General features: G+C 59.5%; 21 protein-coding genes. 6 read left to right on the top strand and 15 right to left on the bottom strand.

The window, feature by feature from the left end; genetic code table 11:
- The first annotated feature begins 191 nt into the window (after positions 1-191).
- The gene (locus tag ACJ8IL_RS12170; RefSeq protein WP_025301624.1) at positions 192-809 is read left to right on the top strand and encodes a Fic/DOC family protein; all 618 of its coding nucleotides are present in this window, start codon (positions 192-194) and stop codon (positions 807-809) included.
- Here the strand turns inward: ACJ8IL_RS12170 and ACJ8IL_RS12165 are convergent.
- Positions 806-973, bottom strand: a complete 168-nt coding sequence (locus tag ACJ8IL_RS12165; RefSeq protein ID WP_162882342.1) for a hypothetical protein — start codon at positions 971-973, stop codon at positions 806-808. The genes ACJ8IL_RS12170 and ACJ8IL_RS12165 overlap by 4 nt on opposite strands.
- A gap of 396 nt (positions 974-1,369) precedes the next feature.
- On the opposite strand from ACJ8IL_RS12165, the gene mutS reads away from it, so the two are divergent.
- Positions 1,370-3,925, top strand: a complete 2,556-nt coding sequence (mutS, locus tag ACJ8IL_RS12160) for a DNA mismatch repair protein MutS (protein ID WP_060434473.1) — start codon at positions 1,370-1,372, stop codon at positions 3,923-3,925.
- 79 nt (positions 3,926-4,004) lie between these two features.
- Here the strand turns inward: mutS and rpoS are convergent, their stop codons facing one another.
- The 8 genes from rpoS to ftsB all read right to left on the bottom strand — a co-directional run bounded on the left by rpoS (position 4,005) and on the right by ftsB (position 10,307).
- Positions 4,005-5,003, bottom strand: coding sequence for an RNA polymerase sigma factor RpoS (rpoS, locus tag ACJ8IL_RS12155; protein ID WP_004932578.1), 999 nt, complete (start codon positions 5,001-5,003; stop codon positions 4,005-4,007).
- A gap of 54 nt (positions 5,004-5,057) precedes the next feature.
- Positions 5,058-6,053 carry a murein hydrolase activator NlpD gene (gene nlpD / locus ACJ8IL_RS12150; RefSeq protein WP_049204752.1) on the bottom strand — a complete coding sequence of 332 codons (996 nt, stop codon included), beginning with the start codon at positions 6,051-6,053 and terminating at the stop codon, positions 5,058-5,060.
- A 325-nt stretch (positions 6,054-6,378) separates the two neighbouring features.
- Positions 6,379-7,005 (bottom strand): protein-L-isoaspartate(D-aspartate) O-methyltransferase, encoded by a 627-nt coding sequence (locus ACJ8IL_RS12145; protein WP_060434264.1) that lies wholly within the window; start codon positions 7,003-7,005, stop codon positions 6,379-6,381.
- Positions 6,999-7,760, bottom strand: a complete 762-nt coding sequence (gene surE / locus ACJ8IL_RS12140) for a 5'/3'-nucleotidase SurE (protein ID WP_038628899.1) — start codon at positions 7,758-7,760, stop codon at positions 6,999-7,001. Before surE ends, ACJ8IL_RS12145 begins: the two co-directional genes overlap by 7 nt.
- Entirely contained in the window at positions 7,741-8,787 is a 1,047-nt protein-coding gene (gene truD / locus ACJ8IL_RS12135; RefSeq protein ID WP_164068006.1) for a tRNA pseudouridine(13) synthase TruD, read from the bottom strand. The genes surE and truD overlap by 20 nt, the downstream gene beginning before the upstream one ends.
- Positions 8,788-8,791: 4 nt before the next feature.
- Positions 8,792-9,265 (bottom strand): 2-C-methyl-D-erythritol 2,4-cyclodiphosphate synthase, encoded by a 474-nt coding sequence (ispF, locus tag ACJ8IL_RS12130; protein WP_004932594.1) that lies wholly within the window; start codon positions 9,263-9,265, stop codon positions 8,792-8,794.
- A gap of 10 nt (positions 9,266-9,275) precedes the next feature.
- Positions 9,276-9,983, bottom strand: coding sequence for a 2-C-methyl-D-erythritol 4-phosphate cytidylyltransferase (gene ispD / locus ACJ8IL_RS12125; RefSeq protein WP_442516563.1), 708 nt, complete (start codon positions 9,981-9,983; stop codon positions 9,276-9,278).
- Positions 9,984-9,986: 3 nt separating this feature from the next.
- A complete protein-coding gene (gene ftsB / locus ACJ8IL_RS12120; protein WP_021505314.1) occupies positions 9,987-10,307 on the bottom strand; it encodes a cell division protein FtsB in 321 nt (106 codons plus the stop codon).
- A 403-nt stretch (positions 10,308-10,710) separates the two neighbouring features.
- Here ftsB and ACJ8IL_RS12115 point away from each other — a divergent pair, with 403 nt between their 5' ends.
- The 3 genes from ACJ8IL_RS12115 to ACJ8IL_RS12105 all read left to right on the top strand — a co-directional run bounded on the left by ACJ8IL_RS12115 (position 10,711) and on the right by ACJ8IL_RS12105 (position 13,021).
- Entirely contained in the window at positions 10,711-11,481 is a 771-nt protein-coding gene (locus ACJ8IL_RS12115; RefSeq protein WP_025301618.1) for a basic amino acid ABC transporter substrate-binding protein, read from the top strand.
- A 114-nt stretch (positions 11,482-11,595) separates the two neighbouring features.
- The gene (locus tag ACJ8IL_RS12110) at positions 11,596-12,315 is read left to right on the top strand and encodes an amino acid ABC transporter permease (protein WP_042706788.1); all 720 of its coding nucleotides are present in this window, start codon (positions 11,596-11,598) and stop codon (positions 12,313-12,315) included.
- Positions 12,299-13,021, top strand: a complete 723-nt coding sequence (locus ACJ8IL_RS12105) for an amino acid ABC transporter ATP-binding protein (protein WP_043135839.1) — start codon at positions 12,299-12,301, stop codon at positions 13,019-13,021. Before ACJ8IL_RS12110 ends, ACJ8IL_RS12105 begins: the two co-directional genes overlap by 17 nt.
- A 52-nt stretch (positions 13,022-13,073) precedes the next feature.
- Here the strand turns inward: ACJ8IL_RS12105 and ACJ8IL_RS12100 are convergent, their stop codons facing one another.
- The 5 genes from ACJ8IL_RS12100 to cysG form a co-directional block, all read right to left on the bottom strand.
- The gene (locus ACJ8IL_RS12100) at positions 13,074-13,400 is read right to left on the bottom strand and encodes a DUF3561 family protein (protein ID WP_033637158.1); all 327 of its coding nucleotides are present in this window, start codon (positions 13,398-13,400) and stop codon (positions 13,074-13,076) included.
- Between the two features lie 84 nt (positions 13,401-13,484).
- Complete coding sequence (cysC, locus tag ACJ8IL_RS12095) at positions 13,485-14,174, bottom strand: adenylyl-sulfate kinase (protein WP_080271240.1); 690 nt, start codon at positions 14,172-14,174, stop codon at positions 13,485-13,487.
- Positions 14,113-15,540, bottom strand: coding sequence for a sulfate adenylyltransferase subunit CysN (gene cysN / locus ACJ8IL_RS12090; protein WP_147823047.1), 1,428 nt, complete (start codon positions 15,538-15,540; stop codon positions 14,113-14,115). Before cysN ends, cysC begins: the two co-directional genes overlap by 62 nt.
- An 11-nt stretch (positions 15,541-15,551) precedes the next feature.
- The gene (gene cysD / locus ACJ8IL_RS12085; protein WP_004932620.1) at positions 15,552-16,460 is read right to left on the bottom strand and encodes a sulfate adenylyltransferase subunit CysD; all 909 of its coding nucleotides are present in this window, start codon (positions 16,458-16,460) and stop codon (positions 15,552-15,554) included.
- A gap of 22 nt (positions 16,461-16,482) precedes the next feature.
- Positions 16,483-17,913 carry a siroheme synthase CysG gene (gene cysG / locus ACJ8IL_RS12080; RefSeq protein WP_127146511.1) on the bottom strand — a complete coding sequence of 477 codons (1,431 nt, stop codon included), beginning with the start codon at positions 17,911-17,913 and terminating at the stop codon, positions 16,483-16,485.
- Between the two features lie 261 nt (positions 17,914-18,174).
- Between cysG and ACJ8IL_RS12075 the strand changes: the two genes are divergently transcribed.
- On the top strand, positions 18,175-19,245 hold the full coding sequence (locus tag ACJ8IL_RS12075) for an aminopeptidase (RefSeq protein ID WP_025301612.1): 1,071 nt from the start codon (positions 18,175-18,177) through the stop codon (positions 19,243-19,245).
- 55 nt (positions 19,246-19,300) lie between these two features.
- On the opposite strand, the gene ACJ8IL_RS12070 is transcribed toward ACJ8IL_RS12075, so the two are convergent.
- Positions 19,301-20,035: a phosphoadenylyl-sulfate reductase gene (locus ACJ8IL_RS12070; protein WP_016929052.1), complete on the bottom strand. Its 735-nt coding sequence runs from the start codon at positions 20,033-20,035 to the stop codon at positions 19,301-19,303.
- Between the last annotated feature and the right edge of the window lies 1 nt (position 20,036).

The raw sequence follows: 20,036 nt of genomic DNA, 5'->3' as shown, positions 1-20,036 counted from the left end.
TCGCCCCCCCACTGCGGGCGGCGACTTGCGTTGTATCGTTAACATCCAATAAATTGAAACTATTTACTTCGATGCCATTAATCAGACTTATGATTAATCCTAACTTAATAACCTGATTTTAATTAAATTGTTCCGCCGCGTATCGCTGATTATACTTGCCTTATCTCCCGCCTAATTTATCGAGCGTAAGCATGAGCCGATACCATGTTTCCAGCAGCGAAGGCCAATATGAGAAAGAATCCGGCGAGCAAGTTCTAGCCAACAAGCTGGGTATTGCCGATAGCAATGAACTCGACGATGCCGAATTGGTATTGCTGGAACAGCTCTACCATTCCATTTTCGAACAGCATTTTCCATTAGGGAAAATCACCGTCGAGATGATCAAGGGCTGGCATCGCCGCTGGTTAGGCAATATCTATGCATGGGCTGGTCAAGCAAGAACTGTCAATATCAGCAAAGGGGGCTTTATGTTTGCCCCTTCGACGCGATTGCCCAAACTACTGGACGATTTCGAGGTGGAATACCTGGCCCGTTACACACCTTGCTCAGCCATGAGCGAAGAACAGCTGATAGAAGCGATTGCGATAATCCATGTTGAACTGATACTCATACACCCTTTCAGAGAAGGGAATGGCCGTTTGTCACGGCTGTTGGCCGATGTGATGGCGGTTCAGGGCGGGCATAAACCGTTGGATTATCAAAGCTGGGAGCAAAACAGAGCCCAGTATATCTCAGCGATTCACTCAGGTATGAACATGAACTACGAACCAATGAAACACTGGGTCAGTCAAGCACTAAGAAGATATTAGGCAAGGCGCAAATGAGCAAATTTTTTACGCGCTTCTTCTAAAGAAGCTTCAACTCTGGCTGAGGGTTGACCTGTTTCAACCGCCGTTGATGTCGCCACGGAACGCGCAATGTCCGTACGGGACGGCTTGGCATAACCCACCTGCACTTTTTTGCTGTTACTCATGACAACCTCTGTTCGCAAATTTGTTGAAGACATTATATCAAGGAATGTAAAGGACTTCATTCCCTTGCCTCTCACTCCCGAGCCATAGCCTCACCACCACTCCGTGCGGCGACACTTGCGTTGTTGCCCGCAGGCGAACGACAATCTCGCTGCGTTACAAACCGGCCTTGCGCAGCGCTTCCCATTTTTACCTGTGACAGCCGATTGCCCGCTGGGCTAGTATAAGCGTCTGTGCAAACCTTGGGTTTGAGCGCGCCGTTTGGCGTTTTGATGATTTGATTTGCGCCGCCCGGCAAGCGCTAAAAGGGGCGGCGTCTGCTGAAACAATGTGATAGCGAATGACGACAATGAAAATCACAGTTCCCTTTACATTCAATGGATTGGAAAAATAATCGCATGAATAGCACCGATAAACTCGATTCGCACACGCCGATGATGCAGCAGTACCTGCGCCTCAAGGCCCAGCATCCTGAAATCCTGCTGTTCTACCGCATGGGCGACTTCTACGAGCTGTTTTACGACGACGCCAAGCGCGCTTCCCAACTGCTGGATATCTCGCTGACCAAACGCGGCGCCTCGGCGGGTGAACCGATCCCGATGGCCGGCGTGCCGCACCACGCGGTAGAGAACTACCTGGCCAAGCTGGTGCAGCTTGGCGAGTCCGTCGCCATCTGTGAGCAGATCGGCGATCCGGCCACCAGCAAAGGGCCGGTCGAGCGCAAAGTGGTGCGTATCGTCACCCCCGGCACCATCACCGACGAAGCGCTGCTGCAAGAACGCCAGGACAACCTGCTGGCGGCGATCTGGCAGGATGCGCGCGGCTTCGGTTATGCCACGCTGGACGTCAGCTCCGGCCGCTTCCGCGTCGCCGAGCCGCAAGATCTGGAAACCATGGCCGCCGAGCTGCAGCGCACCAATCCGGCCGAGCTGCTCTACCCGGAAACCTTCGAACAAATGGCGCTGATCGAACAGCGCCACGGCCTGCGCCGCCGTCCGCTGTGGGAATTCGAACTGGAGACCGCACGCCAACAGCTCAACCTGCAGTTCGGCACCCGCGATCTGACCGGCTTCGGCGTCGAGCAGGCGCACCAGGCGCTGCGCGCCGCCGGCTGTCTGCTGCAGTACGTCAAAGATACTCAGCGTACTTCGCTGCCGCACATTCGCGGCATCACTATGGAGCGCCAGCAGGACGGCATCATCATGGACGCCGCGACCCGCCGCAACCTGGAGCTGACGCAGAGCCTGTCCGGCGGCAGCGACAACACGCTGGCGGCGATCCTCGATCGCACAGTCACGCCGATGGGCAGCCGCATGCTGAAACGCTGGCTGCACATGCCGACCCGAGACATCAAGGTGCTGACCGCCCGCCAGCAGGCGATCGGCGCATTGCAGGAACTGTTCGCCGATCTGCAGCCTTCGCTGCGTCAGGTGGGCGATCAGGAGCGAATTTTGGCGCGCCTGGCGCTGCGTACCGCGCGTCCGCGCGATCTGGCGCGCATGCGTCATGCTTTCCAGCAATTGCCGGACATCCGCGCGCTGCTGCAAGACGTGGACACCCCGCACGTGCAGCAGTTGCTGGCGCAGGTGGGCCAGTTTGACGAGCTGCGCGAGCTGCTGGAGCGCGCGGTGATTGAATCGCCGCCGGTATTGGTGCGCGACGGCGGCGTGATCGCCCCCGGTTACAACAGCGAGCTGGACGAGTGGCGCGCACTGGCCGATGGCGCCAGCGACTACCTCGACCGGCTGGAGATCCGCGAGCGTGAAAAGCTGGGGCTGGACACGCTCAAGGTCGGTTTTAACGGCGTACATGGCTACTACATTCAGGTGAGCCGCGGCCAAAGCCATCTGGTGCCGATCCACTATGTGCGCCGCCAGACGTTGAAAAACGCCGAGCGCTACATCATCCCGGAATTGAAAGAGTACGAAGACAAAGTGCTCACCTCCAAGGGCAAGGCGTTGGCGATCGAGAAAAGCCTGTACGACGAACTGTTCGATCTGCTGCTGCCGCACCTGGCGGAGCTGCAGCAGAGCGCCGCCGCACTGGCCGAGCTGGACGTGCTGGCCAACCTGGCCGAGCGCGCCGATACCCTGAACTACGCTTGCCCGACCATGAGTGAGCAGCCGGGGATCCGCATTACCGAAGGCCGCCACCCGGTGGTGGAGCAGGTGCTGAGCGAACCGTTTATCTCCAACCCGCTCACCCTGTCGCCGCAGCGCCGCATGCTGATCATTACCGGCCCAAACATGGGCGGTAAAAGCACCTATATGCGACAAACGGCGCTGATCGTGCTGATGGCGCACATCGGCAGTTACGTGCCGGCCACCAAGGCCACCATCGGCCCGGTGGATCGCATCTTCACCCGCGTCGGCGCGGCGGACGATCTGGCTTCCGGCCGCTCCACCTTCATGGTGGAGATGACCGAAACCGCCAACATCCTGCACAACGCCACCGAGCACAGCCTGGTGTTGATGGATGAAATCGGCCGCGGTACCTCCACCTACGACGGCCTGTCGCTGGCCTGGGCCTGCGCCGAGAACCTGGCTAACCGCATCAAGGCGATGACACTGTTCGCCACCCACTACTTCGAACTGACGACCCTACCGGAGAAAATGGAGGGCGTGGTCAACGTGCATCTGGACGCGCTCGAACATGGCGACACCATCGCTTTTATGCACAGCGTACAGGACGGGGCTGCCAGCAAAAGCTATGGCCTGGCGGTCGCCGCGCTTGCTGGCGTGCCGCGCGACGTCATCAAGCGCGCCCGCCAGAAGCTGCGCGAGCTGGAGTCTATCTCCAGCCACACCGCGTCGGGCAGCGTCGATGCCACCCAGATGACGCTGCTGCAGGAAGAGGCCTCGCCGGCGGTTGAAGCCCTGGAAGCGCTGGATCCGGATTCCCTGTCGCCGCGCCAGGCGCTGGAATGGATCTACCGGCTGAAAAATATGGTGTAGTCAGGCGCCAAACGCAGGCATAAAAAAACGGTGAGCATAATGCTCACCGTTTTTATTTGATGCGGTTCAACAACCGGCGTTATTCGCGGAACAGCGCCTCAATGCTCAGGCCCTGCATCTGCAGAATCTCACGCAGACGGCGCAGACCTTCAACCTGAATCTGACGGACGCGCTCGCGCGTCAGGCCAATCTCCCGGCCTACGTCTTCCAGCGTCGCCGCTTCATAGCCCAGCAGGCCGAAACGACGCGCCAACACTTCACGTTGTTTGGCGTTCAGTTCGAACAACCATTTGACGATGCTTTGTTTCATATCGTCATCTTGCGTGGTATCTTCAGGCCCGTTGTCCTTCTCGTCGGCCAGAATGTCCAGCAGCGCTTTCTCCGAATCCCCGCCCAGCGGCGTATCCACCGAAGTGATGCGCTCATTCAGGCGCAGCATGCGGCTGACGTCATCCACCGGCTTGTCGAGTTGCTCGGCAATCTCTTCAGCGCTCGGTTCATGATCCAGTTTATGGGAAAGCTCACGCGCGGTGCGCAGATAGACATTCAGTTCTTTGACGATATGGATAGGCAAACGAATAGTACGGGTTTGGTTCATGATCGCCCGTTCAATCGTCTGACGGATCCACCAGGTTGCATAAGTGGAGAAGCGGAAACCGCGTTCCGGGTCGAATTTTTCCACTGCGCGAATCAAACCGAGGTTACCTTCTTCGATCAGATCCAGCAGCGCCAGACCACGGTTGCTGTAGCGGCGGGCGATTTTCACCACCAGCCGCAGGTTGCTTTCAATCATGCGACGGCGGGACGGCACGTCACCGCGCAGAGCACGCCGCGCAAAATAGACTTCTTCCTCTGCGGTCAGCAGAGGTGAATAACCGATCTCACCCAGATAGAGCTGCGTCGCATCCAATACGCGTTGCGTAACGCCTTGAGACAACAGCTCTTCTTCCGCTAAATCGTTCTCGCTGGTCTCTTCTTCTACCAGCGCTTTTTCATCAAACGACTCGGCCTCAGCTCCATTCTCGTCGAAATCCGCATCATCATGTAACTCGTTAACTTTCAGCGTATTTTGGCTCATATGCTGCTCCTACCCGTGATACCGCGAGCAGAATCTCAGCGTATTCTGCCCAATCTATCGCTGCGGAAGATAACGCAGCGGGTTTACGGATTTCCCCTTGTAACGAATTTCAAAATGCAAACGTACTGAACTGGTACCGGTGCTACCCATGGTGGCTATTTTTTGACCCGCCTTCACTTCTTGTTGTTCCCGGACCAGCATTGTGTCGTTATGAGCGTAGGCGCTCAGGTAATCATCATTATGTTTGATGATGATTAGATTACCGTAACCCCGTAAAGCGTTGCCTGCATACACTACACGACCATCGGCGGTAGCGAAGATAGGCTGCCCACGAGAACCGGCGATATCGACACCTTTATTCCCACCTTCTGATGAGGAAAAGTTATCAATAACCTTACCGTCAGTCGGCCATCTCCAGGTACTGACCGGAGCGCTGTTGCTGACGGTGCTGCTCACGGGAGGAGCGGCTTCCGGCGCGGTAACAGGCGCAGTCGCGGTCCCAACCGCTGCGGCACCTGCTGCAGGTAACATCTTACCTACATTCTGTTTACCCGAGTTTTCAGAATACGCGTTAGTTGATTGAGAATCAACCGTTGCCGTCTGGATCTGGGAGCTGGAAGGTGGCTTCGGAACGCCGCCTTTGGTCGCGTCTGTCGTCGCCAACATGCCGCCGCCGCCGTTGGCAGAACCATTACCAAGCTGAATGGTTTGACCAACATTCAGGCTGTATGGCTCGGGAATATTGTTGCGCTGAGCCAGGTCGCGGAAATCATTGCCGGTGATCCAGGCGATGTAAAACAGCGTGTCGCCGCGCTTGACCGTATAAGTTTCACCGCCGCTGTAGCTCCCTTTTGGGATGGCGTTATAACTACGATTATAGACAATGCGGCCCTCTGGGCTGGCCTGCTGCACTCCGCCATTATTATTGCCGGATGGAACGGCGCCGCCGCCCACACTGCTGATAGGGGCCGACGTCGAGGCCGTATTCGTACAACCCGCCAACCACAAACTTACCATCGTACACACCGCTACCCGGCGTAACGTAATCATTGGGCTTCCCGTGCTCATGCTTCCCCCATGACAGCAATATCAGTGATATATCCAAAATACCCTTTACATCGTAGCCGAGCTTTTGCCACTTCCCAGTTTCTGCGATGTAAAGGCGCCGCCGGCCGATCCCTGAACGCCAGGTCATCTCCCGCCGGAGCATCAAAACGCGCGCCAATGCTAACCACATTGGCGTCGCCGCACCATAAGACAACTACGTAGAAAGGCCAATTCTAGTGAAAATTAGCCTGATTGGAACGAGAAAACCTTATCCGCACGTGATGAAAGTGCAACAGATTTTGCAGACGGTCGAAAAATCAGACAATCGCTAGGCCAATTCGCCTTTCACCAGCGGCACAAAGCGCACCGCTTCTACCGCATCGACCACGAAATCGTTGCCATGACGCTGAATGCGTTTGAGGGTTTGGGTCTGCTCGCCCACCGGCAACACCAAAATGCCGCCGTCGTCCAGCTGCTCCACCAGCGCCTGCGGGATCTCCGGCGGCGCGGCAGTGACGATGATCGCATCGAATGGGCCGCGCGACGCCCAGCCCTGCCAGCCGTCGCCGTGGCGAGTGGAAACATTATGAAGATCGAGCTGCTTCAGGCGGCGCTTGGCCTGCCACTGCAGCCCCTTGATGCGCTCGACAGAACAAACGTGTTGCACCAGATGCGCCAGGATGGCGGTCTGATAACCGGAACCGGTGCCGATCTCCAGCACTCTTGAGGTGGGCTTCAGATTCAGCAGCTCGGTCATCCGCGCCACCATATAAGGCTGAGAAATGGTCTGGCCAGAGCCGATCGGTAATGCAGTGTTTTCGTAGGCTTTGTGATCCAGCGCTTCGTCGACAAAACGCTCGCGCGGCACCGCCTCGATCGCTCTCAGCAGCTTTTCGTCCCGGATCCCTTGCTGACGCAGCTGCGTCAGCAATGTTTGCATACGCTTGTTCACCATTCCCCGCTAACCTCTGCCTTGGTTAACCATGTTGTCACGACTTCCTGCGCCGCGTAGGCGGTCAAATCCACCTGTAGCGGCGTGATCGCCACATAGCCTTGTTCCACCGCCGCAAAGTCGGTATCCGGCCCGACATCAAATTTATCACCAGGCGGCCCGATCCAGTAGAGATTTTGTCCACGCGGATCCTGCTGGCAGAAGACCTTATCGGCAGGATGACGGCTGCCACAGCGAGTGACGCGCAGGCCTTTGATCTCCGCCAGCGGCAAATCCGGCACGTTGATATTCAGGATTTTTCCGGTGCGTAACGGTTCACGCTGCAGCGCACGCAGGATGCGGCAGGTAATGGCCGCTGCGGTTGCGTAGTGTTGGTGACCGTTCAGAGACACCGCCAGTGCGGGCAGCCCCAGGTGCCGGCCCTCCATCGCCGCCGCGACGGTGCCGGAATAGATGACGTCATCACCTAAATTCGGTCCGGCGTTAATGCCGGAGACGACGATATCCGGCGCCGGGCGCATCAATGCGTTGACGCCAAGATAAACGCAGTCGGTCGGCGTCCCCTGCAGCACCGCGATATCGCCGTTGGCCAGCGTCTGCGTGCGCAGCGGCGACTCCAGCGTCAAGGCGTTGGAAGAACCGCTGCGGTTACGATCCGGCGCCACGACCTGCACCTCGGCGAACTCCCGCAGCGCCGCCGCCAGCACCTGAATGCCCGGGGCGCTAACGCCGTCATCGTTACTCAGCAATATCCGCATCACTGTTATCCTGCTGCATGATTTCGCGAACTACGCTGGTGGCGAAGCTGCCTGCTGGCAGCCAGAAGCGCAGTTCCACGGTAACGTCATCCCACCAGTTCCACTGCAAATTTTGCGGCTGCAACAGCAGGGCCCGACGAGCGGGGTCGACACGCTCGCGCTTTAAAAGCGTAAGCAATTCCGGTTGTTCCGCCAAGCATTGTTGTTCAAAAGCCAAGGCTTTGCCGGCGGTGCCTGGCTCACCGTCGCCCGGCAACGCCGCGGTGACAACCAACTCGCCGGCATCCAGCCGTTGCTGCAACGTCTCCAGCTCATCGGCCTTGGCGACGAACCAGCTGCCGCGGCCGCTCAACTGCAGGGCGTCCCCCTCCAGCACGGTGCGCTGCAGGCCGTCGGCCAGGCGCCGGCCGACTATCAGATTGAACAGCGCGCTGCGGCTGGCGGAAAGGTAGAAGCTGCGTTTGCTGCGCTCTTTGACGCGGATTTCGTCGTTTGCCCAGCGACGCGCCATCACCAGATTGTTGCCGCCGCGGCCGAAGCGCTGGCTGCCGAAATAGTTTGGCACGCCCTGCGCGGCGATGGCCTGCAGACGGTTTTCCACGTCCTGACGATCGGAAATGTGGCGCAGCACCAGCGTAAAGTGGTTGCCCTTCAGGTTGCCGATACGCATTTTGCGCAGGTGGCGGGCGAACGAGAGCACCTCGCAGCCTTCCAGCGCAAACTGTGAGAAATCCGGCGTGTCTTTGCCCGGCATATGCAGGCAGAACCACTGTTCGGTCACCGCGTGGCGATCCTTCAAGCCGGCATAGCTGACGGAACGGGCGTGAATACCGGCGAAGCGCGCCAGATAGTCGGCCACGAACTGGGTATTGCAGCCGTTTTTACGGATGTTCACCAGCACATGCTCGCCTTCGCCGTCCGGCGCAAAGCCCAGGTCTTCCACCACCACGAAGTCTTCCGGATTGGCTTTCAACACCCCGGTGCTCTGCGGCCGGCCATGCAGCCAGGTCAGTTTCGCCATATCCATGCGGTTATTCCTTGATCAGCAAGGCGACCGCTTCGCAGGCGATGCCCTCGCCGCGCCCGGTGAAGCCGAGCTGCTCGGTGGTCGTGGCCTTCACGTTGACGTCATCCATATGGCACTGCAGATCTTCCGCCAGGAAGACGCGCATCTGCGGGATGTGCGGCGCCATTTTCGGCGCCTGAGCGATAATCGTGATATCGAGGTTACCGAGGCGGTATCCTTTGGCACGGATACGTTTCCAGGCTTCGCGCAGCAGCTCGCGGCTGTCCGCGCCCTTGAAAGCCGGATCGGTATCGGGGAACAGCTTGCCGATATCGCCCAGCGCCGCAGCGCCCAGCAAGGCGTCGGTCGCGGCGTGCAGCGCAACGTCGCCGTCGGAATGGGCCAGCAAACCTTTGTCGTAAGGGATGCGAACGCCACCGATCACCAACGGGCCTTCGCCGCCGAATTTATGTACGTCAAAACCGTGACCGATACGCATGGTGCGCTCCTTAATTGTCTAACTGAGTCAAATAGAACGCCGCCAGCGCCAAATCCTCCGGCCGCGTTACTTTAATGTTGTCCGCCCTGCCGGCGATCAGCTGCGGATGATAACCGCAATACTCCAGCGCCGAGGCTTCGTCGGTGACGTTAGCGCCTTCATCCAGCGCGCGCTGCAGGCACTGCTTGAGCAGCGGCAGCGGAAACAGCTGCGGCGTCAGCGCATGCCACAGATCCTGCCGTTCGACGGTGTGGGCGATGGTGTCGCGGCCAGGTTCGGCGCGTTTCATGGTGTCACGCACCGGCGCGGCAAGAATGCCGCCGACCTTGCTGTGTGCGGTGATCGCCAGCAGGCGCTCGAGATCGTCGGCGTGCAGGCAGGGGCGCGCAGCGTCATGCACCAGCACCCAGTCCGCATCGGCCGCGAGCTTCAGCCCGGCCATCACCGAATCAGCGCGCTGTTTGCCGCCCTGAGTGACGGTCACCCGCGGATCCTGGGCGATGGGCAGCCGTTCGAACTGGCGATCTTCCGGGCTAATCGCCACGATCACCCGTTCAATGCGCGGGTGGCGCAACAGGGCATGGATAGCGTGTTCGACGATGCTGTGCCGGCCGATGGTTAAATATTGCTTCGGGCATTCCGCCTGCATGCGGCTGCCGATACCGGCAGCGGGCAGGACGGCAATCACCGAGGGAAAGGTGCCTGCGGAGTGATTCATGCGTTATTTTTGTGCGTTATTTTGCGAGGAAGACGCCGCGTTGCGTCTGGATTGGTCAGGAACCAGACGATAGAAAGTCTCACCGGGCTTGATCATGCCCAGCTCATTACGCGCTCGCTCTTCGATCGCTTCCTGACCGCCGTTCAAATCATCGATTTCGGCAAACAGCTGATCGTTACGCGCTTTCAACTTGGCGTTACTGCCCTGTTGGACCGCAACGTCTTCATTGACTCGCACGTAATCGTGAATACCATTTTTGCCCAGCCACAGTGAATACTGTAACCAACCGAGCAATGCCAGCAATAGCAGCGTAAGTTTTCCCATCTCCGCCCCCTGAAAAACCGACCAATCATCCCACAACTTCTCGTTGGACTCCACACTGAGAGCGGCATTTCAACGCCAAATTCAGAATACGGATGAAGGATTCCCGACTTTATCGCCTAATTCCGTGGTGAAAGCGGCAAAAAAAGCCCCTTTTGCCCGGCACGCGCGGCGCATTTTCCGATGAGACACGCACTGCCCTTTCCCCATTATGCAGCAAGAACCACTGCATCGCCGCTTGCTGACCCATTTCTTACGCCAAAGCAACGTCAAAAGTGAATATTTAACACCATAGAAAGAATAATTATCATGCAGTGGTTGCACTTTCATTCATTGGGGCTTATTTTTATGCACTCATAGTGCATAAATAATTCCAATATATAACCATTCATTATCGGGGATCGCGATGTTAAAACGTTTAGTTCTGATCGGCGCCTGCCTAGCCGCCACCTTCTCCACCGCCGCGTTAGCGGCTGAAACGACCTACGTCGTCGGCTCCGGCGGCACCTATCGGCCGTTCGAGTTTGAAAACAGCCAAAAGCAGCTGGAAGGTTTCGACATCGACATCATCAAAGCGGTGGCCAAGGCCGAAGGCTTCCAAATCAAACTGATCAATACGCCGTGGGAGGGGATCTTCGCCACGTTGAATTCCGGCGATCGCGACATCATCATTTCCGGCATCACCATCACCGACAAGCGCAAGCAAATGGTTGATTTCTCGGCGCCTTACTTCCCGGCCGAACAGGCTATCGTGGTGCCGCAAGACTCGACGGTGGACTCCATCGCCGCGCTGAAGGCGCTGAAGGTCGGCGTGGTGAACTCCAGCACCGGCGACATCGTGGTGTCCGACGTGCTGGGTAAAAACAGCACCGCCATCAAGCGCTTCGACAATACCCCGCTGATGCTGCAGGAGCTGTATGAAGACGGCATCGGCGCGGCGGTCGGCGACGTCGGCGTGGCCAAGTTCTATATCAAAACCCACCCTGAGAAAGCCTTCAAGTTGGTGCCCGACGCCAAGTTTGAGCGCCAGTATTTCGGCATCGCCGTCGCCAAAGGCAACGATGAGCTGCGCAACAAAATCAACGCCGGCCTGAAGAAAATCGTCGCCGACGGCACCTACGCCAAGATCTACCAAACCTGGTTCGACAGCAACGTACCGACGCTGCCGGCGGAATAATGCCCTGTCGCCGGCGCCCACCAGGCCGCCGGCGCACCACCGTTTCAGCCTACCAAGAAGGAACGCCCTTTGAACTTCCGCTGGGAGATCATCCAGGAATACGCGCCGCTGTTTATGGAAGGCGCCTGGATGACCATCAAATGCACCATTATCTGCGTGCTGCTGGGCACCACCTGGGGATTGATCCTCGGGCTGGGCCGTTTGGCGCAGGCGCCGCACGGCATCTGGAAACCCATCCTGCATTACGGCGTTCAGTGGCCGGTACGCATTTACATCAGCGCCTTTCGCGGCACGCCGCTGTTCGTACAAATCATGGTCGTGCATTTCGCTCTGGTGCCGCTGTTCATCAATCCGCGCGACGGCCTGTTGGTCACCAGCGGCCTGATGAGCGTCGATTTCGCCCGTGCTCTGCGCGCCGACTACGGTGCCTTTCTTTCCTGCGTGGTGGCGATCACGCTCAACGCCGGCGCCTATGTGTCGGAGATCTTCCGCGCCGGGATCCAATCGATCGATCGCGGCCAGATGGAGGCTTCGCGTTCGTTGGGCATGAGCTACGGCAAGACCATGCGACAGGTTATCTTGCCGCAGGCCTTCCGCCGCATGCTGCCGCCGCTGGGCAACAACGCCATCGCGATCGTCAAGGATTCGTCGCTGGCCTCCGCCATCGGCCTGGCGGATCTGGCCTATGCCGCCCGTACCGTCTCCGGCGCCTACGCCACTTACTGGGAGCCCTATCTGACCATTTCGCTGGTCTATTGGGTCATCACCTTCCTGCTCTCGCTGCTGGTGCAACACATGGAAAAGAGGTTCGGTAAAAGTGATTCGCGTACATAACCTGCAAAAACAGTTCGGCGAGAGCCACGTGCTGCGCGGCATTTCCTGTCAGATCGCCGCCAATGAAGTGGTGTGCGTCATCGGCCCTTCCGGCTCAGGGAAGAGCACCTTCCTGCGCTGCATCAACGCGCTGGAAACGCTCTCCGGCGGCGAGATCGAGGTGAATGGCTTCGCCGTCCACGATCAGAAAACCGACCTGAACAAAATGCGTGAAAGCGTGGGCATGGTATTTCAGCGCTTCAACCTGTTCCCGCACATGACGGTGTTGGAAAACATCATCATGGCACCGGTAAGCGTGAAGAAACTGCCTCGCGCCGAAGCCATTACGCAAGCTGAACAGCTGCTGCGCAAGGTCGGCCTGCTCGACAAGATTGACGCCTACCCCAACAGCCTGTCCGGCGGCCAGCAGCAGCGGGTGGCGATCGCCCGCGCGCTGGCGATGGAGCCGAAGATCATGCTGTTCGACGAACCGACCTCCGCGCTCGATCCGGAGCTGGTGGGCGAAGTATTGGCAGTGATGAAATCGCTGGCCCACGAGGGCATGACCATGGTGGTCGTCACGCATGAGATGGGCTTTGCCCGCGAGGTGGCCGACCGGGTGCTGTTTATCGATCAGGGGATCATTCAGGAGGAAGGCGCACCGCAGCAGATCTTCAGCCATCCGACTAATCCGCGCACTCAGGCATTTCTAAGCAAAGTTTTGTAACCTTCGGCACCGCTTTGCAATCCTTCGGGCGCCGGCATCGGCGCCCGCTCCCTCACCACCCGGTCAGGAAGCTGAACACCAGCCAAAACAGGCACAGCACAATGGTGCCGGTCAACAGCAGCGTCAAGATCAGACGACCGCGCAGCAGCATGCTGAGGGTGATGCCGATCAACACCGACAGCGGCATCAGCGCCAGGAAGAATGGCCAAGTATAAAGCAGGAAAAACAGCGTGTTGGAACCGTAAACCAGAAACGGCAACGCGAACGCCAGCCAGTAGAAAACAAAGCCGCTGACGCCACCCAGGAAAGAATAAGAAGGCTCCTCTCTCTCCTGTTTTGATTGCTTGGAGTCGATCAAGATAGGCGTGACATTTTGCATAGTGATCCCTGGTTATTCGGCTCGCTCTGCGGCGGCTTAGAGTAAAAAGCGCATGGCGAAAAACGCCACACGCTTTTTTTGAATTCAGGGTTTGATAATAGCCTGACCACGCAACACGTCTAACAATTGCGCAATCAAATTTGTTACCAATTGTTGGCCATCAAGGTGGATTTCCGGCTGCTGCGGCGCCTCGTAAACCGCGTCGATACCGGTGAAATTGCGCAGCTCGCCGGCGCGCGCTTTCTTATACAATCCCTTCGGATCGCGCGCCTCGCAGATCGCCAACGGCGTATCGACAAACACCTCGATAAAGCGATCGTCACCGAGCATCTCGCGCACCATCTGCCGTTCGGCGCGGTGCGGCGAAATGAACGCGGTCAGCACCACCAGCCCAGCGTCCACCATCAGCTTGGCCACTTCCCCCACCCGGCGAATGTTCTCGCGCCGATCCTCGTCGGAGAAGCCGAGATCGCGGCACAGGCCATGGCGCACGTTATCGCCGTCCAGCAGGTAGGTGCTGACGCCGAGCCCATGCAGCGCCTGCTCCAGCGCGCCGGCGACGGTGGATTTGCCCGAGCCGGACAGCCCGGTAAACCACAGCACCGCGCCGCGATGGCCGTTGCGCGCTTCGCGATCCGCGCGCGTCACCGCGTGCGGATGCCAAACCACGTTCTCGTCGTCCGGCCCGGTCGCCCTCAGTTCAACGGCCACCTTATCGGCCACCGAGCAGATCGCGCGCGCCCCAGTGCGGGAAGTGCTTGCGCACCAGCGCATTCAGCTCCAGCTCGAAGGCGCTGAATTCGCCGCGCGCCGCCGATGCGGCCTGCAGCGTTTCACGCACCAGACCGGCGCCAACCGTGACGTTGCTCATGCGATCGATAAAGATCAGCCCGCCGGTGTCGTGATTGCTCTGATAGCTGTCCAGCATCAGCGGCTCGTCGAAGGTCAGTTCCACCAATCCGATGCCGTTGAGCGGCAACGTGTCGGCCGGATGCTGCGCCAGCGTATTGATCTCCACCTGATGACGGATGCTCTCCACGCGTGCGCGGGTCTTTTTACCGGCGATCTTGATGTCGTAGCTCTGGCCCGGCACCAACGGCTGCTCGGCCATCCATACTACGTCCACCAGCGCGCTCTGCGCCGCCTGCAGACTTTCGCCGGCGTCGACCAGCAGATCGCCCCGGCTGATGTCCACTTCATCCTTCAGCACCAGCGTAATCGCCTCGCCCGGCACCGCTTCTTGCAGATCGCCGTCGAAGGTCACGATGCGCGCCACGTTGGACTCCACACCGGAAGGCAGCACTTTGACCCGTTGCCCCACCCGCACCACGCCGGCAGACAGCGTGCCGGCATAGCCGCGAAAATCGAGGTTCGGGCGGTTGACGTACTGCACCGGGAAGCGCAGCGGCTGGTTTTCTCGCTCGCTGATCACATCAACGCTCTCCAGCACTTCCAGCAGCGTCGGGCCGCTGTACCACGGCATATGGGCGCTTTCGCTCGCCACGTTGTCGCCGTCCAGCGCCGACAGCGGCACGAATTTGATGTCCAGGTCGCCTGGCAGCTGCTGGGCGAAGGTCAGGTAATCCTGTTTGAACTGCTCGAACACCGTTTCCTGATAGTCCACCAGATCCATCTTGTTCACCGCGACCACCAGATGGCGAATGCCCAGCAGGGTCGCGATAAAGCTGTGGCGGCGAGTCTGATCCAGCACCCCTTTGCGAGCGTCGATCAGCAGGATCGCTAGATCGCAGGTAGAGGCACCGGTGGCCATGTTGCGGGTGTACTGCTCATGCCCCGGGGTATCGGCGATGATAAACTTGCGTTTTTCGGTCGAGAAGTAGCGATAGGCCACGTCGATGGTGATGCCTTGTTCGCGCTCGGCCTGCAGGCCGTCCACCAGCAGCGCCAGATCGAGCTTCTCGCCCTGGGTGCCGATGCGTTTGCTGTCGCTGTGCAGCGTCGACAGCTGATCCTCGTAGATCTGGCGGGTATCGTGCAGCAGGCGGCCGATCAGGGTGCTTTTGCCGTCGTCGACGCTGCCGCAGGTCAGAAAGCGCAGCAGGCTCTTGTGCTGCTGCGCGTGCAGATAGGACTCGACGCCGCCCTGGTCAGCGATTTGTTGTGCAATTGCGTTGTTCATCCGGCGGCTCCTTAGAAATACCCTTGACGCTTTTTCAGCTCCATCGAGCCGGACTGATCGCGATCGATCATCCGCCCCTGGCGTTCACTGGTGGTGGAGACCAGCATTTCTTCGATGATCTCCGGCAGGGTTTGCGCCTGCGAATCCACCGCGCCGGTCAGCGGCCAGCACCCCAGGGTGCGGAAACGCACCATGCGCTGGCTGATCACTTCGCCCGGCTGCAGATCGATGCGATCGTCGTCCACCATCATCAGCATGCCGTCGCGCTCCACCACCGGGCGTGGTTTCGCCAGGTACAGCGGCACGATGTCGATCTTTTCCAGGAAGATGTACTGCCAGATATCCAGCTCGGTCCAGTTCGACAGCGGGAAGACGCGGATGCTCTCCCCTTTGTTGATCTGGCCGTTGTAGTTGTGCCACAGCTCCGGCCGCTGGTTTTTCGGATCCCAGCGGTGGAAGCGATCGCGGAACGAATAGATGCGCTCTTTGGCGCGCGATTTCTCCTCGTCGCGCCGCGCACCGCCGAAGGCGGCGTCGAAACCGTACTTGTTCAGCGCCTGCTTCAGGCCCTCGGTCTTCATGATGTCGGTATGCTTGGCGCTGCCGTGCACGAACGGGTTAATGCCCATCGCCACCCCTTCCGGGTTTTTATGCACCAGCAGCTCGAAGCCGTACTCCTTCGCGGTGCGATCGCGGAATTCGTACATTTCGCGGAATTTCCAGCCGGTATCGACGTGCAGCAGCGGGAACGGCAGCGTGCCGGGGAAGAACGCCTTGCGCGCCAGATGCAGCATCACGGAAGAGTCTTTGCCGATGGAATACAGCATCACCGGGTTGGCGAATTCAGCGGCGACTTCACGGATGATATGGATACTCTCCGCCTCCAATTGCCGCAAATGAGTGAGTCGTTTTTCGTCCATAACAGGTCCTTAAAAGCCTTGCCTATGCCAAATTCACGACGGCCGGGCGCGCTGCCCCTTCCGTCTGCGATTGATGCCCGAACCAGGCGATTTGATGGTGCAGTTCCACCACTTCGCCGATCACCAACAGCGCCGGCAGCGGCGCCTGTTGGGCCAGGTGTTCCAGTTGTTCCAGCGTGCCGATCTGCACCTGCTGATCGGCGCGCGTGCCGCGGCTGATCACCGCCACCGGCGTCGCGGCAGCGCGACCGTGGGCGATCAGCCGCTGGCTAATGTCCGCCGCCTTCATCGTGCCCATGTAGATAGCCAACGTCTGCCGCGCCCGAGCCAGATCGGCCCAGTCCAGGCCATCGCCGTCGGGGCGGCAGTGGCCGGTGATAAAGGTCACGCTCTGCGCGTGGTCGCGGTGCGTCAGCGGAATGCCGGCGTAGGCGGTCGCCCCCGCGGCGGCCGTGACGCCCGGCACCACCTGGAAAGGAATGCCGGCGGCGGCGGCCACCTGCAGCTCTTCGCCGCCGCGGCCAAAGATGAACGGATCGCCACCCTTGAGGCGCACCACGCGTTTGCCCTGCTGCGCCAGTTCCACCAGCAGCCGATTGGTCTCCTCCTGGATCACCGAGTGCGCGCCGGCGCGCTTGCCCACGCAGATGCGTTCGGCGTCACGGCGCACCAGATCGAGGATTTCGCCGCTGACCAGATGGTCATACAGCACCACGTCCGCCTGCTGCATCACCTGCAGCCCGCGCAGGGTCAACAGCCCCACGTCGCCCGGCCCGGCGCCCACCAACGCTATCTCGCCCTGGGCGCCCTCATCGCCTGCGGCGAAGCGGTGTAAATCCTGCTCCAGCTGGCGTTCCGCCTGCGCCGTCTGGCCGTTGGCCACCAGCGTGGCGAAACGGCCACCGAAGGTTTTTTCCCAGAAACGGCGACGCTCGCCAATCGAGGCCAACCGCTGTTTGACCTGGCCGCGCCAGCGGCCCGCCACCTGCGCCATCTGCCCCAAACTGGCGGGTAGCAACGCCTCCAGCTTTTCGCGCAGCAACCGCGCCAGCACCGGCGCCTGGCCGCTGGACGATACGGCCACCACCAGCGGCGAGCGATCGATGATCGACGGGAAGATGAACGAACAACGCGGCTGATCGTCCACCACGTTGGCCAGCACCCGGCGTTTATCCGCCTCGGCGAACACCGCGGCGTTCAGCGCGTTGTCGTCCGTGGCGGCGATCGCCAGAAACACGTCGTCCAGCTGCTGCGGATCAAAGCTTTTCCCCAGCCAGAGCACCTGCCCTTGCTGACGTTGTTGTTCCAGTTCCGGTGAGAGCGACTGCGCAACTATCCGTATTTCAGCCCCGGCGCGCTGAAGCAGGGAGACTTTGCGCGCCGCCACGTCACCACCGCCAACGACCAGTACCGGACGTTGTTTCAGGTCGGCGAATATTGGTAGATAGTCCACAACAGCCTTTTCATATAACAGAAAGATAGTGTGACTATACGGGCTGAGATTTAGCCTCTGAAATGACGAAAAGGAATGATTAGTTCCTTTATGGAATATAGGCCGCAACGCCGAAGGCAAACGGTGATACTCACGACAGCAGTTTGCGCGTTGGCGCGAAAATTAAGAGACAGGGAAATTGTGTAATGCCGCCCGGCGTCTCATACTGGGTGCCGAAGAAAAATGATCGGCAGCGCCGATAGCAAAGAAGGATTTTTCGGTATGTTTTCCCGTTTTTACCTGAAGACCAGCCTGCTGGCCCTCGCACTCGGCGGCGTCTTCAGCGTGTGTGCCGCACAGCCCGTAAAAGACGCGCCAATGGGCCGTTTCGCCGCCGAACAGACCCGCCACATCGCCACTTACTTCCCCGGCCGCATGGCGGGCAGCCCGGCCGAATTGCTCACCGCCGACTACCTGAAGCAGCAATTCAGCAAGATGGGTTACCAAAGCGATATTCGCAGCGTCAATACGCGCTATCTCTACACCAGCAAAGATGGCAAGAAGAACTGGAACAACGTCACCGCCAGCTCGGTGATCGCCGCCCGCAACGGCGACAGCCCGAAACAAATCGTGGTCGTCGCCCACTTCGACACCTATACGCCGCAGAGCGACGAGGATCTGGATAACAACCTCGGTGGCTTGACGCTGCAGGGCGTCGACGACAACGCCTCCGGCATCGGCGTAATGCTGGAACTGGCGGAACGCCTGAAGAACATCCCCACCGCCTACGGCCTGCGCTTCGTCGCCACCAGCGCCGAAGAGCTCGGTTCGCTGGGGGCGCAGAACTACCTGCAGCGAATGAGTGCGGAAGAGAAAAGCAACACCGTGCTGGTGATCAATCTCGACAGCCTGATCACTGGCGATCGGCTGTACTTCAACGCCGGGCGCAACACGCCGCCGCAGATGGCGAAGCGCTCCCGCGATCGCGCGCTGGATATCGCCCATCGCTACGGCATCGCCGCCGCCACCAATCCAGGCAGCGCACAGCATCCGCAGGGCACCGGCTGCTGCTCCGATCAAGAGGTGTTCGATGCCGCAGGCATCCCGGTATTGTCGGTAGAGGCCACCAACTGGTCGTTGGGGGAGAAGGACGGCTATCAGCAGCGCGCCGTCAGCCCGCACTTCCCGCAGGGCATCACCTGGCACCGCCCGCAATACGACAACCTGCAGTATCTGGATCGCTATCTGCCGGGGCGGATCGACAAACGCAGCCGCGACAGCGTGCAGATCCTGCTGCCGCTGATCAAAGAGTTGGCGCAGGCGCACCCGCCGAAAGCACAAAAGAAAAAGTAGCCTACAAAAAAACAGGGCCCAGCATTGCTGAGCCCTGTCGGGTGATTCGCCTCTTTTAGCCTTCGTGCAGACCGCACTCGCGCTTCAGGCCGAAGAAACGCGTCTCTTCCTCACTCATGCCCGGCTCCCATTTCTGGGTGGTGTGGGTATCGCCTACCGACAGGTAGCCCTGTTCCCACAGCGGGTGATAACTCAGCCCGTGTTCGGTCAGATACTGGTAAATCTTGCGGTTGTCCCAGTCAATGATCGGCAGGATCTTGAACACCCCACGCTGCACCGCCAGCACCGGCAGATTGGCGCGGCTACCGGACTGCTCGCGCCGCAGACCGGCGAACCAGCTCTGCGCCCCCAGCGTCTCCAGCGCGCGGTTCATCGGCTCAACCTTGTTGATCTGGTTGTACTTTTCAATCCCTTCCACGCCCTGTTCCCACAGCTTGCCATAGCGCGCCTCTTGCCAGGCGGGAGACTGTTCGGCGCGGAACACCTGCAGATTCAGCTTCAGCTGGTCGGTCAGTTGATCGATAAAGCGATAGGTTTCCGGGAACAGGTAACCGGTGTCGGTCAGGATCACCGGGATATCCGGCCGGATGCGCGTCACCAGGTGCAGACATACCGCCGCCTGAATGCCGAAACTGGACGAGAGTACGAACTCGCCGGGCAGATGCTCCAGCGCCCATGCAACGCGCTGTTCGGCGCTGAGGGTCTCCAGTTGGCCGTTGACTACCGCCAATGCCAGCGCCTGCCCGGATTTGGGCAACGCGTTCAGCGCCGCCAGATCGAATTCAGCCATG

This window comes from Serratia sp. CY47444 (genome assembly GCF_052168635.1).
Classification (GTDB): Bacteria; Pseudomonadota; Gammaproteobacteria; order Enterobacterales; family Enterobacteriaceae; genus Serratia; species Serratia bockelmannii.
The sequence above is the reverse complement of the archived record's forward strand: the minus strand, read 5'-3'. Positions and strand labels throughout refer to the sequence as shown.